Annotated in this window: 15 protein-coding genes and 1 riboswitch; of the genes, 12 read left to right on the forward strand and 3 right to left on the reverse strand. The window is 64.3% G+C overall.

Translation table 11 applies throughout. The features are described from left to right. The first annotated feature begins 36 nt into the window (after window positions 1-36). On the forward strand, window positions 37-1,671 hold the full coding sequence (cobJ, locus tag ACSMXN_RS14540) for a precorrin-3B C(17)-methyltransferase (RefSeq protein WP_022912192.1): 1,635 nt from the start codon (window positions 37-39) through the stop codon (window positions 1,669-1,671). On the opposite strand, the gene ACSMXN_RS14545 is transcribed toward cobJ, so the two are convergent. Genes ACSMXN_RS14545 through cbiE form a run of 3 tightly spaced genes read right to left on the reverse strand, consistent with a single transcriptional unit; the run spans window position 1,657 to window position 4,476 of the window. After that, entirely contained in the window at window positions 1,657-2,445 is a 789-nt protein-coding gene (locus tag ACSMXN_RS14545; RefSeq protein WP_022912193.1) for a cobalt-precorrin-6A reductase, read from the reverse strand. The two genes, cobJ and ACSMXN_RS14545, sit on opposite strands and share 15 nt — an antisense overlap. A 1-nt stretch (window position 2,446) precedes the next feature. Beyond that, window positions 2,447-3,196: a precorrin-4 C(11)-methyltransferase gene (gene cobM, locus ACSMXN_RS14550; protein WP_027139156.1), complete on the reverse strand. Its 750-nt coding sequence runs from the start codon at window positions 3,194-3,196 to the stop codon at window positions 2,447-2,449. Continuing rightward, entirely contained in the window at window positions 3,193-4,476 is a 1,284-nt protein-coding gene (gene cbiE / locus ACSMXN_RS14555) for a precorrin-6y C5,15-methyltransferase (decarboxylating) subunit CbiE (protein ID WP_455407592.1), read from the reverse strand. The genes cobM and cbiE overlap by 4 nt, the downstream gene beginning before the upstream one ends. Before the next feature lie 63 nt (window positions 4,477-4,539). Further along, window positions 4,540-4,665, forward strand: a riboswitch (cobalamin riboswitch). 202 nt (window positions 4,666-4,867) lie between these two features. Here cbiE and ACSMXN_RS14560 point away from each other — a divergent pair. The 11 genes from ACSMXN_RS14560 (at window position 4,868) to ACSMXN_RS14610 (ending at window position 16,793) form a co-directional block, all read left to right on the forward strand. Next, a complete protein-coding gene (locus tag ACSMXN_RS14560) occupies window positions 4,868-6,808 on the forward strand; it encodes a putative cobaltochelatase (protein ID WP_051148789.1) in 1,941 nt (646 codons plus the stop codon). A 31-nt stretch (window positions 6,809-6,839) separates the two neighbouring features. After that, complete coding sequence (gene cobO / locus ACSMXN_RS14565) at window positions 6,840-7,451, forward strand: cob(I)yrinic acid a,c-diamide adenosyltransferase (protein WP_022912198.1); 612 nt, start codon at window positions 6,840-6,842, stop codon at window positions 7,449-7,451. 22 nt (window positions 7,452-7,473) lie between these two features. After that, entirely contained in the window at window positions 7,474-8,895 is a 1,422-nt protein-coding gene (locus tag ACSMXN_RS14570) for a cobyrinate a,c-diamide synthase (RefSeq protein ID WP_081648989.1), read from the forward strand. Continuing rightward, a complete protein-coding gene (gene cobC / locus ACSMXN_RS14575; protein ID WP_022912200.1) occupies window positions 8,892-9,935 on the forward strand; it encodes an Rv2231c family pyridoxal phosphate-dependent protein CobC in 1,044 nt (347 codons plus the stop codon). The genes ACSMXN_RS14570 and cobC overlap by 4 nt, the downstream gene beginning before the upstream one ends. Beyond that, a complete protein-coding gene (gene cobT / locus ACSMXN_RS14580; RefSeq protein ID WP_022912201.1) occupies window positions 9,932-11,032 on the forward strand; it encodes a nicotinate-nucleotide--dimethylbenzimidazole phosphoribosyltransferase in 1,101 nt (366 codons plus the stop codon). Before cobC ends, cobT begins: the two co-directional genes overlap by 4 nt. Next, window positions 11,029-12,330 (forward strand): uroporphyrinogen-III C-methyltransferase, encoded by a 1,302-nt coding sequence (gene cobA / locus ACSMXN_RS14585; protein ID WP_022912202.1) that lies wholly within the window; start codon window positions 11,029-11,031, stop codon window positions 12,328-12,330. The genes cobT and cobA overlap by 4 nt, the downstream gene beginning before the upstream one ends. Then, the gene (gene cobS / locus ACSMXN_RS14590; RefSeq protein ID WP_022912203.1) at window positions 12,327-13,142 is read left to right on the forward strand and encodes an adenosylcobinamide-GDP ribazoletransferase; all 816 of its coding nucleotides are present in this window, start codon (window positions 12,327-12,329) and stop codon (window positions 13,140-13,142) included. Before cobA ends, cobS begins: the two co-directional genes overlap by 4 nt. A 55-nt stretch (window positions 13,143-13,197) precedes the next feature. Beyond that, on the forward strand, window positions 13,198-14,019 hold the full coding sequence (locus ACSMXN_RS14595) for a (2Fe-2S)-binding protein (protein ID WP_455407593.1): 822 nt from the start codon (window positions 13,198-13,200) through the stop codon (window positions 14,017-14,019). A 46-nt stretch (window positions 14,020-14,065) separates the two neighbouring features. Beyond that, window positions 14,066-14,464: a hypothetical protein gene (locus ACSMXN_RS14600; RefSeq protein WP_155958275.1), complete on the forward strand. Its 399-nt coding sequence runs from the start codon at window positions 14,066-14,068 to the stop codon at window positions 14,462-14,464. Between the two features lie 437 nt (window positions 14,465-14,901). Further along, window positions 14,902-15,414 (forward strand): HU family DNA-binding protein, encoded by a 513-nt coding sequence (locus ACSMXN_RS14605; RefSeq protein ID WP_022912206.1) that lies wholly within the window; start codon window positions 14,902-14,904, stop codon window positions 15,412-15,414. A gap of 176 nt (window positions 15,415-15,590) precedes the next feature. Continuing rightward, on the forward strand, window positions 15,591-16,793 hold the full coding sequence (locus ACSMXN_RS14610; protein WP_022912207.1) for an MFS transporter: 1,203 nt from the start codon (window positions 15,591-15,593) through the stop codon (window positions 16,791-16,793). Window positions 16,794-16,862 lie beyond the last annotated feature (69 nt).

Below are 16,862 nucleotides of genomic sequence, written 5' to 3' on the forward strand. Positions count from 1 at the left end.
AGCGAGCGCCAGCGAGCGAGAAGCGGAGCGGAGCGAATGGGCAGCCCGATGATCGAATTCGGCAAGCTCTACGGAGTGGGATTGGGGCCCGGTGACCCTGAACTGGTAACGATCAAGGCCGCTCGCCTGATTGGCCAGGCTGATGTCGTGGCGTTTCATTCAGCACGACACGGCCGATCCATTGCCCGCGGCATAGCCGAACCGTACCTGCGCGCCGGCCAGATCGAGGAACAGCTGACATACCCCGTCACCACCGAGACCACCGATCATCCTGGCGGCTACACCGGCGCGATGGCCGACTTCTACACCGACGCTGCCCAGCGATTGGCGACTCATCTCGAAGCCGGTCGCGATGTGGTGTTGCTGGCCGAGGGCGACCCGCTGTTCTTTTCCTCATACATGCACATGCACAAACGACTGGCAGGTCGATTCGAGACATACATCGTTCCGGGAATCACCTCAGTGAGCGCAGCCAGTGCAGCAGCTGGCACACCACTTGTCGAAGCCGACGAGGTGCTGACCGTCTTGCCTGGCACCTTGCCCCCGGAGATTCTTGCCGAGCGGCTCCGAACGACTGATGCCGCAGCAATCATGAAGGTCAGCCGGGGTTTCGCCGGAATCCAGGCTGCACTGCGCGAAGCCGGACGACTTGACGATGCGATCTACGTCGAACGAGCCTCGACTGTCGCCGAACGAAGCGGCCCCGCGGCCGATGTAGATCCGGACTCGGTGCCGTACATGGGCATCGTCATCGTTCCCGGACCAATCGCCGCGTCGGGACCGACAGTGCATTCCACTGCCAGCAGTGTCGATCTGTCGGCGGCGGTCTCGAACACCACCCAGCCAGAAACCGCCGCTACTGAAACGGATCAGCATCCCATCGGACGAGTCGATGTCGTGGGGCTCGGGCCTGCCGGCCGAGATTGGCTCACTCCGCAAGCCCAACTCGCGCTGGCGTCGGCAGAACATATCGTCGGCTACGGGCCATATGTCGATCGGGTTGCGGTAAATCCTCGACAGCATCGGCACTCCAGCGACAACAAGGTGGAATCCGAGCGCGCCGAGTTCGCCCTGGATCTCGCCCGCCGCGGATCGCGCGTCGCAGTGGTTTCATCTGGTGATCCCGGCGTCTTCGCGATGGCCAGCGCTGTCATCGAAGCGGCGGCCCAGCCGGAATACGCCGGGATCGACGTGACCGTCGTCCCAGGGCTGACCGCCGCCCAAGCGGTAGCGAGTCAGGTCGGTGCACCGCTGGGCCACGACTTCTGCATTATCTCGCTTTCCGATCGGCTCAAACCATGGTCGATCGTCGCCAAGCGGCTCGAAGCGGCCGCAGGCGCTGATCTCGTCATCGCGCTGTACAACCCGGCTTCGAAGTCACGGCGGGAACAGATCGTCGAGACCAAGAACCTACTGCTGAAACATCGCGACCCGCAGACTCCAGTGATAGTTGGACGCGCCGTCGGATCGGCCGAGCAGGAGATTCACGTGCTCACCCTGGAAGAGCTTGATCCGAGTCAAATCGACATGCGCTGCCTACTGATCATCGGCTCGTCACAGACCAGGACGACCCCCGGACCGCACGGGCAGCTCAGAGTGTTCACCCCGCGCCGCTATCCGACCGCGGATCCAGCCGAAGACCCATCCGGCGCACAATCAACCAGCGGCTGAGGGCCGTCCGGCGAGACGCTCAGCCCAACCGACGGCTGCCCGGACGGAGTCCACCTGATCGATGCCTCCGTTGCCCTCCACGGTCGGTGGCAGTGCCGGCCGATCTACCATCACAACCACGACGCCCAGTTGCCGCGCAGCTACCAGCTTTGCGAAGGTCATGGTGCCGCCGCTGTCCTTGGTAACGAGGACCTCGACGCGGTGCTCGGTCATCAACTCGCGTTCGCCCACGACGGTGTAGGGGCCACGGTCAAGGATGAGGGTTGAGTGCCGGGGCAGCGGTGCGACCGGCGGGTCAACTGACCTTATGACGAAGCGGTGGCGCTCATCATCTGCGAACGCGGCCAGATCCCGCCGTCCTGTGGTGAGCAGGACGCTGCCCTGCCCCATCGCTGCCACCGTTGCCGCCGCCGCGGTGATGTCCGCCACCCGATGCCAGTGATCCTCCGCCGACGCTGTCCAACCAGGACGGCGCAAGATCAGCAACGGTAGGTCGGCGTCGGCACACGCCGCGATGGCATTGCCGGTTATGCCGACGGCATAGGGATGAGTCGCATCGATGACCGCGGAGAATCCACCCTCGATGAGGTAGCGGACCAGTCCTGAACTGCCCCCGAAACCGCCGATTCGCACATCGCCCACAGGCAATGCAGGATTGCTGACCCTGCCCGCCAGCGAGGAAACCCATTGGATTCCGGTCGAAGCGGACCCGTCAGCCAGCTCGACCGCCAACTGACGGGCCTCGCCAGTGCCACCCAGCAGGAGAATTCGCATTTCAGGAACCGGATCGTTCCCGGCCAGCGGAATAGAGGTAGCTGTCTGGGAAGCCTGCGGCCGCGAGAACCTTGCCCACCACGATGACAGCGGTTCGCTTGACACCACTCGCTCTGACCTGACTCTCGATATCGGCCAGGGTGCCGCGCAAGATGACCTCGTCGGCGCGGCTGGCGTAGGCAACGACAGCAACCGGGCAGTCAGTTCCGTAGTGCGGAATCAGTTCGGACACGACTACGCCGATCCGCTGTACGGCAAGATGAAGAATCAACGTGGCCCGAGCCGCGCCGAGGGCGGGCAGCTGCTCACCACTAGGCATCGGCGTCGCGCGCTCTGCGGTTCGAGTCAGGATGACAGTCTGGCTTACCCCCGGCACCGTCAGCTCGCGCTTGAGAGCAGCCGCGGCAGCCGCGAATGCGGGCACGCCCGGTACCACGTCGTACGGCACGCCCTCAGCGTCCAGGCGTCGCATCTGTTCAGCCATCGCGCTGAAAATTGACGGGTCACCGCTGCACAACCTGGCGACGTCATGACCTTGCCGGTGCGACTGCACCAGCGCAGCAGTGATCTCATCCAATGTCATGCCTGCTGTGTCGATGAGCTCCGCACCGGGCGGACAGTGGGCCAGAACCGCTTGCGGAACGAGGCTCCCCGCATAAAGACAAACCGTGGCCGAAGAAAGAATCGCCTGAGCTCTCAGCGTAATCAGATCCGGAGCTCCGGGACCCGCACCGATGAAATGGACCGTCACGCGCGCCACGTCCATTGCGTAACCGGCATAGCTGGACGCCAACCCCTGAAGTCCCCTACCGGCTCAGCACGCTGAACAGCGATGCGGACGAGTGAGCCGCCTCGTTCAGCGTGCCAGCGAGCAAGAACACTTTCGGTCTCCAGAGTCACACCGTTTGCGACGAGCCGTCCACCTGGGCTCAGGGCGGCTACGCATGCCTCGAGAACACCGGGCACCGAGACCGCCCCGCCAACGAAGATGGCGTCCGGCGCGGCTAGACCTGCCAACGCCCCCGGCGCCTTACCAGTGACAATCTGAATGCCTGGAACACCGAGTGCGTCGGCATTCCTGCGCACGCGTGCGGCGCGGTCCGGACGAGGCTCGATTGAGATTGCACGGCAGTCGGGATAGCTACGCAGCCATTCGATACCAACACTGCCCGAGCCGGCACCGACGTCCCACAAGAGCTGCGCGGGTAAGGGTGCCAGCGCCGCCAACGTGACAGCCCTGATCTCTGATTTGGTGATCTGACCGTCATGCTCAAATGTCGAGTCCGGCAGTCCCGGGCCTCGCGGGATCGGCACGACACCACTGTCCAATCGGAGCTCGATCGCCAATATCGCCAGCGAATGGTCGGCCTGGGGCGACCAGTCGGCCGCCGTCGTCCGGCAGGACGCCTCACCCGGAGCACCTAGCTGGGCAAGCATCGTGAGGGTGCTCGAGCCAAAGCCCAGCCCGACGAGCATGGCGGCGATTGCCGTGCATTGCACTGATGATTCCAACAAGACGAGCACCCGACGATTCGGGTAGAACGCTGCCTGGAGGGCGGCAGTTGGTCGCCCGACGACGCTGAATACGTCAGCCTCCTCGACCGGCCAACCAAGTCGGGCGCAGGCCAATGAGACCGAAGACACATGAGGCAAAACCCGAACCACATCAGCGCCGAAATGACGGACGAGCGTGCCACCAATGCCAAAGAGAAGGGGGTCGCCGCTCGCCAACACGACCAAACGCTTCGCTGCACGTTCAGCGACCAAGGCTGGCAGGGCGGGAAGCAGCGGAGCGGGCCAGGCGCGCCGCTCGGCCACGATTTCGGGCGGTAGCAGCTCCAGCTGCCGTGCGGCGCCGACTACGACGTTTGCGCTGGCCAAAGCAGACCGCGCGCTGACATCCAGGCCATTCCAACCGTCCGCGCCGATGCCGACGACGATGATCGGCTCGAGCGAAGCGTCGAGTGGCGGCTCGACTGGCGGCTCGAGCGGCGGCTCGAGTGGCGGCTCTGGGACCACGGGATCTGGCACAGGTGCAGTCTGCCGCACATGCGACGGGTACCTCACGTTGACTCACGATGCTGGCGATCATTAGGGTGAAGACCGCGTCAAGGCGATAGGAAGCTGGTGAGAATCCAGCACGGTCGCGCCACTGTGAATGGATCCGGTCGACACGGTCGGCATCCGAGTCAGACACTGCGCCTTGACGACGCCCGACGAGTAGGGACGCAGAATCCCTGAAGGAGGCTCCTCATGAAGAGCATTCACGTACCCTCCGAGGGGTAGCGTGAAGCCCGCACCAGCCTCGCAGCTCACGTTTGCCCGCGGCTGAGCGGTCCTGATCGCAATCAGCCAGCCGAGCCGTTCCATTCGTCAGGAGTTTCACCGCGTGTCGCAGTTCCCCTTCACAGCAGTGGTCGGCATGGACGATCTGCGCCTGTCGCTGATCCTCAACGCAGTTTCGCCCGCCATCGGGGGTGTCCTGGTCCGGGGCGAAAAAGGAACGGCGAAGTCAACCGCGGTTCGCGCGCTGGCGACCGTGCTACCCAGACTCGCGATCGTCGAGGGCTGCAGATTCCAATGCGATCCCGGCGAACCCGACCCTGCCTGCCCAGATGGTCCGCATTCGCCAGACCAACCTGTTGCGATCCGACCGGCCCGGCTTGTGGAGCTGCCCGTAGGTGCCAGTGAGGACCGCCTGGTCGGCTCACTCGATATCGAACGGGCACTAACCGACGGGGTCAAGTCTTTCGAGCCGGGCCTGCTGGCCGGCGCGCACCGCGGCGTCCTTTACGTCGATGAGGTCAATCTGCTGCACGATCATCTGGTAGATCTGTTGTTGGACGCGGCAGCTCTGGGTACGTCCTACGTCGAAAGAGAAGGCGTCTCGGTAAGGCACGCCTCCCGCTTTCTGCTGGTGGGCACGATGAACCCCGAAGAGGGAGAACTCCGTCCGCAGCTGCTCGACCGCTTCGGTTTGACCGTCGAGGTATCTGCGCCTCGAGAGCCCGCGCTGCGGGCCGAGGTGGTGCGGCGCCGGCTCGCCTTCGATGCAGACCAAGCACTCTTCCTCGAGCGCTTCGCCGACAGCGAGCGCGAGCTCAGCGACCGCATAGTCGAGGCCAGAAGGCTGTTACCCGAGGTAGAGCTCTCCGACGAGGCGCTGCAGCAGATCACCGCAGTGTGCGCATCCTTCAACGTCGACGGGCTACGAGCGGACATCGTCACCGCGCGGGCCGCATCGGCGCATGCAGCCTGGCAGGGCAGGCGCGAGGTCACCGAAGAGGACGTACGAATCGCCGCCCAGTTGACTTTGCCGCATCGCCGCAGACGGAACCCTTTCGATGCGCCAGGTCTCGATCAAGATCAGTTGGAGCAAGCGCTGGCCGATTCCCGTCCTCCGGAACCTGATCCTGATCCCGATCCCGATCCCACCTCGGCGCCCACCGACCGGGCCGATAGCGACAGCGACGCTCCGCCCAGCGGGGGGCCGGACACCCCAGACACCGACTCGACCGAACGCGGCCCGAACAACTCGTCAGGATCGGGCGAGCGCGTCGCCGCCCCGTCAGCGCCGTTTCGCGCACGCAGATTAGAGGTTCCGGGCCTGGGAGCCGGTGCGGCGGGACGCCGGTCTCGCGCCGAGACCGATCACGGCCGCACGACGCGCGCCCAGCCGCCGATTGCGGCGGTCAAGCACATTCACCTGAATGCCACGATAATCGCGGCCGCACCCCATCAGCGCCGTCGTGGACGTACTGGACCGGGCTTGCTGATCCGCAAAGACGATCTTCGCGAGGCCGTCCGGGAAGGCCGAGAGGGAAATCTGATCTTGTTCGTGGTCGACGCCAGCGGATCGATGGCAGCCAGATCACGGATGAGCGCGGTAAAAGGCGCAGTGCTGTCGCTGTTGCTCGATGCCTACCAGCGCCGCGACAAGGTCGGGCTCATCTCCTTTCGCGGCCAGGACGCCGACTTGTTGCTGCCCCCCACATCGTCGGTCGATGCGGCGGCAACCCGGCTCGAGGTCCTGCCAACCGGCGGTCGCACTCCCCTGACCGCGGGCCTACTGCGGGCACACGAGACGTTGAGAGTCGAGCGCATGCGCGATCCGTTACGCCGTCCATTGCTGGTTGTCGTCACCGATGGTCGCCACACGGCCGGTCAGGATCCAGCGCCCGCAGCACGGCTACTGGCCGAGCAGCAGATTGCGAGTGTGGTCATCGACTGCGAATCCGGTCCCGTACGACTGAACATGGCCGCAGCGCTTGCAGAATCCCTGGCGGGTGATTGCCTACAGCTCTCAGATCTCGCCGCAGGCACGCTGGCCGACGCTGTCCGGGTTCTGAAGAACGCGGCATGAAGCCTCAGAAACGCTTCGGAGGAAGAGCCTGATGCCAAAGGGAATCCCCGAAGCAGTACCCGAAGACGGCCTTACGACTCGGCAGCGCCGTAATCGCGCGCTCACCATCGTCCACACGGGCACGATGAAGGGCAAGTCCACGGCAGCCTTCGGCCTCGCCCTCCGCTGCTGGAACCAGGGTTGGTCCATCGGTGTCTTCCAGTTCGTCAAGAGCGCCAAGTGGAAAGTCGGAGAAGAAGCCGCGTTTCGGGCTCTCGGACGCCTTCACGACGAGACCGGCGAGGGTGGTTCCGTCAGTTGGCACAAGATGGGCGAGGGCTGGTCGTGGATCCAGCGCGGGCCCGAGGAGGACCACGCAGCGGCAGCCGTCCAGGGTTGGGAGCAGATCAAACGCGACCTCGCAGCCGAGACCTATCGGTGTTACGTCCTGGATGAATTCACCTATCCCATGAAATGGGGCTGGGTAGACGTCGATGAGGTAGTGAAGACGTTGGCCGCTCGTCCAGGTCAGCAACACGTCATCATCACCGGGCGAGATGCCGCCCCCGCGCTCGTGGATGCAGCGGATCTCGTGGTGGAGATGACGAAGATCAAGCATCCGATGGATGCCGGCCAGAAGGGCCAGCGAGGCATCGAATGGTAGCGGGCGCTCTCGGATGACCGAGATGATCCGAATTCCCCGGGTCGTGATCGCAGCTGCGGGTAGTGGCCAGGGCAAGACATCTGTGGCCACCGGCCTTTTGGCCGCACTGCGCCTTCGTGGCTTGAACGTGTCCGGACACAAGGTCGGTCCGGACTACATCGACCCCGGTTATCACGCACTGGCGGCCGGCCGGCCCGGACGGAATCTGGATCCTTGGCTCGTTGGGGAAGAAAATATCCGCCCCATGTTCGTACATGGCGCGAGCACTCCGGAGCTGGCTGATCTTGCCGTGATCGAAGGTGTCATGGGATTGTTCGATGGCGCTGTCGGGCACGGCTCGTTCGCCTCGACAGCCCACGTTGCAACCCTGTTGCAGGCGCCAGTTGTGCTCGTGGTCGACGCGAGCGCGGTTGGGCGTTCCGCCGCCGCTCTGGTTCATGGCTTCGCGACGTTCGACCCCACCGTCCGCCTTGCAGGTGTGATTCTTAACCGGGTCGGATCAGAACGTCATGAACAAATCATGCGATCGGCAATGGATGAAGTGGGCGTTCCAGTCGTCGGGGTCGTGCATAGGCAGGAGCGGCTGGCCACGCCCGCGAGGCATCTCGGTCTGGTTCCGGTCGCCGAGCGGACCGTCGAGGCCACCGAGACGGTCGCCGCCCTCGGCGCAGTCGTTGCAAGCGGTGTGGACCTCGAAGCGGTCATCCGAATCGCCTCGAGCGCACCAGAGCTTCCAGCGGTCGGAGCTTCGGCCGAAGACTCCGTAGCGCGAGCAGCTGAGCCTGAGGTGCGCCCAGTCATCGCGGTTGCCGGTGGTCCCGCATTCACATTCGGTTACACGGAGACGATCGAGCTCTTGACGGCCGCGGGCGCTGAGGTGAGAACGTTTGATCCGATCCACCATGATCGTCTGCCGCCAGGCACCGCTGGCCTGATCATCGGCGGCGGGTTCCCGGAGGTCTACGCCGAAGCCCTATCCGCGAACACTGCGCTGCGCGCCGAGGTACGTGAGCTGATCGCGCGTGACGTTCCCATTTCCGCTGAGTGCGCCGGCTTGCTCTACCTGACCAGGTCCCTCGATCAATACCCGATGGTCGGTGTGCTCGACGCGGAGAGCGAGATGGGACCGCGCCTCATCCTCGGTTACCGAGATGCGGTTGCGTTGAACGATTCCGTGCTTACCCCTGCCGGCGCTCGCGTCCGAGGCCACGAGTTTCACCGGACAACCTGCACCCCCCGCTCGGGTGCGCGGCCCGCTTGGCGTTGGCCCGACGCGGAACCTGAAGGCTTCGTAGCCGGAAACATGCATGCCTCGTACCTCCATCTGCATTGGTCGGGAGTGCCGGGTATCGCGAATCGCTTCGTGGCGGCAGCGATCCGCACAGGGCCTGCTCCGATCGGCACAGCAGCCGCACTGCCGGCTGGGGAACGTACCGCGCGATGAGCACCGGATCAGAACGGACCGAGCCCGGCTGTATCGACCTGCGCCATCACGGTGACCGCGAACTCGGAGCCGGATTAGTCGACCTCGCCGTGAATGTCCGGGCGAACATGCCGCCGTCATGGCTGCGCGATCGACTGCAGCAGGTGGATCTTGCTGCGTACCCCGATCCGACACGAGCGCGGATAGCCGTCGCCGACCGGCACCGGCGCAGCCCTGACGAGGTGCTGTTGACGGCGGGCGCGGCCGAAGCGTTCGTGCTGGTGGCTCGAGCGTTCTCGCCCAGCCGTGCAATAGTCGTGCATCCGCAGTTCACCGAACCGGAGGCCGCGCTGCGGGCAGCTGGACACGATGTCGAACGATGTGTTCTGGCGCCACCGTTTGCCCTCGACCCCGCACGGATTCCAGATGACGCCGATCTGGTTGTGATCGGCAATCCCACAAATCCGACGTCCGTGCTACACCCAGCGCAGTTGATTGCCGGGCTCACCCGTCCCGGGCGCATCGTCCTGGTCGATGAAGCCTTCGCTGATTGCATACCTGGCGAGCCGGAATCCCTCGCGCACCGAAGTGATCTGCCCGGGCTGGTTGTCGTCCGGAGTTTGACCAAGACCTGGGGACTCGCCGGCCTGCGCGCCGGCTACCTACTGGCCGAGCCGTGGGTCTTAAGGCGATTGGCGGACGCACAACCGCTCTGGGCCGTCTCCAGCCTGGCACTCGAGGCATGCATGGCCTGCAGCGAGCCCACCGCGGTCGCAGAATCTGTCGCGTGGGCGGGCGAACTTGCCAGCCAACGGGACTACCTCTGTACCGAACTCAGCCGGTTACCGGGAGTGCGGCTCCACGGTGAGCAGACCGCGTCGTTCGTACTCATCCAGGTCGCGGGCCGACCAGGCATACGCGAACAGCTGAGAACACAGGGCTTTGCGGTCCGACGCGGCGACACCTTCCCCGGCTTGGACGGGACCTGGCTGCGCATTGCGGTCCGCGACCTCGCCACATCGTCGAAATTCATAAAATCGCTCAGAGAGGTGTTGTCATGACCGATGAAGAGTCCCTGCGATCAACAGCTGCCAGGTTGTTATCGGACACAATTGCCGAAATCGTCGGTGCGGACCCGGTTGCCAGCGCCGCGGCGCGGCAGCGACAGGATTCGCTGACCAAGCCGCGGGGATCCCTCGGGGTTCTTGAAGAGGTGTCTATCCAGTTGAGCGGCCTGGCCGGTGTGTGCCCGCCGCCATTGCCCGAGTCTGCCGCCATCGCCGTTTTCGCCGCAGATCACGGCGTTCACGCGCAAGGCGTGACGCCGTGGCCGCAAGAAGTCACTGGTCAGATGGTTGCCAACTTCCTCGCCGGTGGAGCCGTAATCAACGCGATCGCGGCTGAGGTCCGCGCGAGAGTGGTTGTCATCGACATCGGGGTGGCCGCCGAACTGGATGCACATCCGATGCTGCTGGCACGGAAAATTCGATCCGGCACCGGAGATATGACCGAGGGATTGGCCATGTCCCGCAGCGAGGCAACGCAGGCCTTGGTGACCGGCATTTCGGTGGCACGGAGACTCGTTGCCGACGGTGCCCAATGCCTGATCACCGGTGACATGGGCATCGCCAACACCACCGCTTCTGCCGCGCTCATCGCGGTGTTCACCGATTCCGACGCGGCGCTCGTAACCGGTCGCGGCACCGGTATCGATGAAGCGACGCTGCTGACGAAGATCGATGTCATCCGCCGGGCACTCGACCTGCACCAACCGGACGCCACGGATCCGGTCGGAGTCCTCAGTGCCGTCGGCGGACTCGAACATGCCGCACTTGCCGGCTTCATACTCGGCGCCGCCGCATTGCGGGTGCCGGTCATTCTCGACGGAGTGATAGCTGCTGCTGCCGCGGTCTGTGCCCAGGCCCTCGCGGGTCAGGCCGTCTGCGCCATGATCGCCGGGCATCGATCGGTCGAACCGGGATCAGAGATCGCCTTGCGACACTTGAAGCTGCGCCCATTGGTGGATCTGGACCTTCGCCTCGGTGAGGGCAGTGGCGCGGCATTGGCTCTGCCTCTGGTACGTAGTGCGGTGCGGGTCCTTCGCGAGGTGGCATCGTTCGACAGCGCCGGGGTAGTGGACAAGGAACAGCATCAGTGAATTCCCGTCCTGGGGGCAGCGGTCGGGTAAGCATCGTCGGCGGCGGCCCGGGTGATCCGGGCCTCATCACCGTTCGAGGCCGAGAACTGCTGCTCGCAGCAGATGTCGTGGTGGTCGACCGGCTCGCTCCTCGCGAGCTGCTCGCCGAACTCCGACCCGAGGTCCTGGTGCTCGACGCGACCAAATCGCCCGGTGCGGCATCAGTATCTCAGGACCAAATCAACAGGTACCTCATCGACCATGCGCTCGCGGGCCGCAGCGTCGTGCGCCTCAAGGGCGGGGACCCGTATGTCTTCGGGCGCGGTATCGAGGAAGTTCAAGCCTGTCAGGCCGCTGGAATCCCGGTCGAGGTGGTCCCCGGCGTCACGAGTGCGACCGCGGTGCCAGCACTTGCCGGCATCCCGCTGACGCACATCGGCGGCGCACCCGGCTTCACAGTGGTCTCCGGTCACGCGGCTCCGCTGGACCCGGCAAGTGGACTCGACTGGCGGGCGCTGGCGAGATCGGGCACAACGCTCGTGCTGCTCATGGCAGTCGCGAATCTCGCTCCGATCAGTCGCGAGTTACGCGCCGGCGGGCTGGCCGACGATACCCCGGTCGCCTGCATTTCAGAGGGCAGTACGCCGTCCCAAAAAGTGGTACGTACGACCCTCAGCCAACTGGCACACGATGCCAGCGCGCAAGGTGTGCATAACCCTGCGGTGATCGTCGTCGGCGCGGTCGCGGGCGACCTCACCGGCGACTCGACTGCTCGAACCGTCCGGTCGGCAAAGCGCATACTCGTCCTCGGCGGCTCCAGGTCCGGCAAATCCAGCTTTGCTGAGACCTTGCTCGGCGGCGAGCCTCTGGTCGAATATGTCGCCACCGCCGTGCTCATGCCAGATGACACCGAATGGCAAGCTCGCATCGCTGCACATAAGCGCCGTCGCCCTCCCACCTGGACGACATCGGAGTCCCAGGATGTGGCGAGGATCTGCGAGGCCAAGAAAGCGCCTCCGGCGCTGATCGACAGCGTCACCGCGTGGCTGACCGCATCGTTGGATACCCATCTTGCGTGGGATGGTTCCTCAGGCTGGCGCTCCATGGTCGCGGCCGATGTCGATCGATTCGTTACGAGCTGGGCAGGTTCTGAGCGTCACGTGGTCGCTGTTAGCGACGAGGTTGGCAGCGGAGTCGTCCCGGAATCGGCAGCGGGACGAATGTTTCGCGACGAGTTGGGCAACCTCAACCAGCGCTTGGCCGCAGCCGCGGACGAAGTGTGGCAGGTAACCGCGGGTATCCCCAGCAGGCTCAGATGATCGCGAGGGACGAACGAAGCTCGGCACCGCTCGGCGGCCTCCTGCTGGCGATTTCGATGTTTTCGATCGTCCCTGTTCCCACCGATTCCGACGATGCGTCCGTTCTCGAAAGGGCAAGAACCGGCTCCACGTTGCGCTGGCTACCCTTCGTCGGCGCATTGCTTGCCGCCATGGCGGGTGCGACCGGCACGGCGGTGCTGTATCGGTCATCTGCAGCCTCGCTGTTGGCCGCGACCGTGGCGGTGTCGCTGTTGGCGATACTCAGTGGCGGGCTACACCTGGATGGGTTGGCCGACACTGCCGATGGCTTGGCAAGTCGGACGCCTCGCGATCGGGCCCTGGAGATCATGCGGAAGAGCGACATCGGCCCGTTCGGAGTTGTCGCACTGATCCTCGTATTGCTCTTGGACATCGCTGCCTTGAGCGCTGTGTCCACCGGAGAGACTCCGTGGCGGATCTGTACTGCCCTGGTGGTTGCCGCCGCTACCGGCCGCCTCGCAGCTGTACATGGCGCGCTTGGCAACGTTCCCGCCGCTCGCGGCAGCGGGTTCGCGACCCTTGTGGCCGGAACCGTCAGCCGGCTCACGGCAGGACTGGTCACTGCCGCGGTGCTCGCGCTCGGCGCGCTCCTAGCTCTGGCGATCGGCGCGAATCCGTGGGCGTGGATAGTCAGCCAGATCGGGGCATTAGTTCTCGGTTGGCTGTTCCGGCGACAGGTCACCCATCACCTTGGCGGTATCACCGGCGATGTCTTCGGCGCGCTGATCGAACTCACCACGGTGCTCGTACTCATCGGGCTCAGCCTCTCGTGAGCACTGACGATGCACGAGGTTTGCCCCCTGGGCGCGACTGAACGACGATGAAGGCGTGACAGTCCAGGTCGATCGCAGCGAGGTCGAGGCCGCCATCGCCGTGGCGGCGCGTCTCGGGCCGTTCTTCGAGGTCGACCTGGCAAGCCGTCAACGGGGCAACCCGGTCCCTTCAGCGGGTCCTGTCGCACCACCGTGGATTCCACTGCGAGAGCTAGCATCTGAGCCCGCCCACGCTCGCGACCGTGTACGCCGCGCGAAGACCTTGATGATGAGTCGCCTCGACCTCCCCGAGTCCGCGCTGCCAGATCGTGTCATCGCATCGATCGTCTTTCTCGGCCTCTCGGCAAGGCTTTTCGCGCCAAGCTACGGTTGCCTGCTCCTGACGGGCGTCTCGCCGTCTCTCACCATCGATGATGTGTCGTGGCAAGCCGTCGATGGCGGTGCCATGCCGTTGCTGGTCAGCAGTTCTAGCGGCATTCGGGACGACCGTTCTGCGCCGCAGCAGCCATCGAAAACCGTTCGCGATCATTTGCTGGCGCACACCATCTCGAATCTCATCGAGCCCATCCTGACGACGTTCAGCCGCGAATTTCGGCTTTCCAAAATCATCCTCTGGGGAAACGTCGCCTCGGGCGTCAGCGGCGCAGCTCGTGCGAGCATGCTCATCGATCCCAAGCCGGGGCCAGAAGATCGCCGCGCCGCTGCCGCCCTCGCCGCGGGTCTGCTCGAGACTGAGCCGCTGGCGAACGCAGCCGATGTGCCTGACATCGATGACGAGAACTGGCAGCCCAGGCGACGAAGTTGCTGTCTGTTCTATCGCGTTCCTGGTGCCGGCACCTGCGGTGACTGCGTGTTGGATGGCAAGCGATCGCGGTGAACGCGGACAGGGCAGCGGATCAGCCAACGCAGAAGGGTGCCATCCGATGAGCATGGGAAACGTACCTCGATGGTTCGTGCCGTCGGAGGGATCCTGGCTGGACAAAGTCCTTGCGGGTAACCGTCGCTCGAAGATTCCATCAGACGGCTTCGTGTGCGGCCTACGCGCCGAGAACGCGAACGGTGCAATCACAGACCGCTGGAAGTATGCGACGAGCACAGTCCAGGGCGGCACCCTGACCTTTGGTGTGGGACGGAGAAAGCCGATCAGGTTGGTGGTGCGGCTCGTATCGTCGGTGCCGATCGACCCGTTATGGCCTGTTCGAGGTGACTTTCTAGTCTGGAGTGCGATCGAGTTAACCAGCGGAAACCCACTCGAAATCGCAGCATCGCCGAGGGATGCCTACCGGATTGTCGAGTCCGGTCTGCTGGATTCGAGCGGCTGAGACATCCAAAAACGCTTCGGCGTCGGTCGAACGTCTCACGTGTGCCGTCGACCCCGATCAAGCCAAACTCCAGAACGTTATGGCGGCCAACGAGAATCTCGTTCCGAGCGCCAGGGACCCTTCGCTGGGTGCCCAAAGTGGCTTCGAGGCACCGGATTGCCGCCGGCTCGGCGTGTCGAACCAATTTTGCTCGCACGACCTGCAGGGGGCCCAATCAAGGCTAGGCGTCAGATGGCTTACGTACGCGTTTCCGTTGCAATTGTTAATCATTTGCTGCTTTCCGGGGCACTAAAATGCCATGCCCGAACGGCCCAGAGGCCGCCTCCGATGAGTCGACTTTTCACCGAATCACTCGTGATTGATGGTTCGATTTCGATTTTCACACCAATCAATGCCACACTTTCAGTTAGTAACACTGCCCATAGAAGGAGATTGGCTTGAACAAGACCCAGTTCATCGACGCCGTAGCGGCGCGCCTGAACGCTGACCACAAGTCCACCGCGGCCATCCTGGACGCGATCACCGACGAGATCTACGCAACCGTCGTCAAGGGCGAGAAGTTGACGATCACCGGTTTCGGCGCGTTCGAGAAGCGCGATCGAGCAGCCCGGATCGGCAGAAACCCCGCCACCGGCGAGCGCGTTCGGGTCAAGAAGACCTCAGTCCCCGCCTTCAGGGCCGGTGCTGAGTTCAAGGACATCATCAGTGGCGCGCGCAAGATCACCAAGGCTCCGGCCAAGAAGGCAGCCGCCAAGGCCCCCGCCAAGACCGCAGCAGCGAAGGCTCCGGCCAAGAAGGCTCCTGCCAAGAAGGTTGCCGCCAAGAAGGTTGCCGCCAAGGCTCCTGCCAAGAAGGTTGTCGCCAAGGCTCCTGCCAAGAAGGCAGCCGCCAAGGCTCCCGCCAAGAAGGCCCCGGCCAAGAAGGCTCCGGCCAAGAAGGCTGCTCGCTGAATCCAGCACGCCAGAAACCACATTCAGCCCGGTGCGCTAAGACAGGCACCGGGCTGAGTCTTGCCTGCGTCGCCCTGTGGTTGATCGAGTAGCGCACGCCACACTCTGCAGGCCGGAAGTCAGCCTCCGCCATCCTTGTTGAAACAGTGACTAAAACGACTCTTCGGAAGTGTGGCGTGCAGCAACCGGCAGTGATGGCAACGGACCCCCGCCCGACCCGTAGCTTGGGCGTGCTCACGATCGTGCTCGCGATTGCGTGTGGACTCACGGTCGCGAACATCTACTATTCGCAACCGTTGCTCGATCTGCTCGCCAACTCATTTCACACCAGCCGAGCGAGTGCGGCGATTGTGGTTACGGCGACCCAGCTCGGCTATGCCGTCGGCCTAGTGTTCGTCCTGCCACTCGGCGACCTTATCGAGAATCGAGCGCTCACCTCTCGAACGCTGGTCGTTACGGCAGCCGTGCTTGCCCTGGCAGCGTTTGCCCCCAATCTCAGCACCTTTCTTGTCCTGTCCGTCCTCATAGGCGTGACCTCGGTAGTCGCCCAGATCCTCATCCCGCTGGCAGCGCACCTGGCGCCCGAGGCCGAGCGCGGGCACTTCGTCGGCCGCGTCATGAGTGGCCTGCTGATCGGGATCCTGCTGGCCCGCACGGTGTCCAGCCTGCTTGCCGAGGCCTGGGGCTGGCGGAGCGTGTACTTCATCTCCGCCGGGCTGATGTTGTGCACCGCCTTGGCGCTGTGGCTCTTGCTCCCAACTCGGCGCCCGGAACATACCGCTGGCTATCGGGCTCTGCTGACCTCAGTCATCCACATCGCAAAAGCCGAACCGATCCTGCGTCGACGAGCTCTCGGCCAGGCTCTGATGTTCGGAGCGTTTTCCAGCTTCTGGACTTCCATCACCTACGAGCTGATCTCCGAACACGGATTTTCACAGACTGGGATTGCCGTCTTTGCCCTAGTCGGAGCGGCGGGCGCGGTGGCCGCACCGATCGCCGGCAAGATCGGCGATCGCGGACATGGCCAGATAGGCACCGGTTCGGTCTTGCTGCTGGCAGCACTGGCTCTCGTCGTGACGGCGGTGGGAGCCCGCAGCATCATCGTGCTGGCCATCGGCGCCGTGCTGCTCGACCTTGCGGTGCAGTCGCATCAGGTCTTGAGCCAACGTGAGATCTACCAGCTTCGTCCCGACGCTCGGGCGCGGATCAACACGGTCTTCATGGGTACGGTGTTTTTCGGCGGCGCGATCGCCTCGGCAATCTCGGGGTTGCTCTACCAGCGATTCGGCTGGGACGGCGCTGCTCTATTCGGTGCCTGCCTGGCTCTGCTGGGATTCCTGCGCTGGATGGCCGCAGACGTTCGGCGGCGATGGCGATGACACTCCTGAGCGCTGCGACACTCCTGAGCACTGCCACACTCCTGAGCACTGCCACCAGGGTCGCAATTT

It is taken from the genome of Parajatrophihabitans canadensis (genome assembly GCF_053764775.1).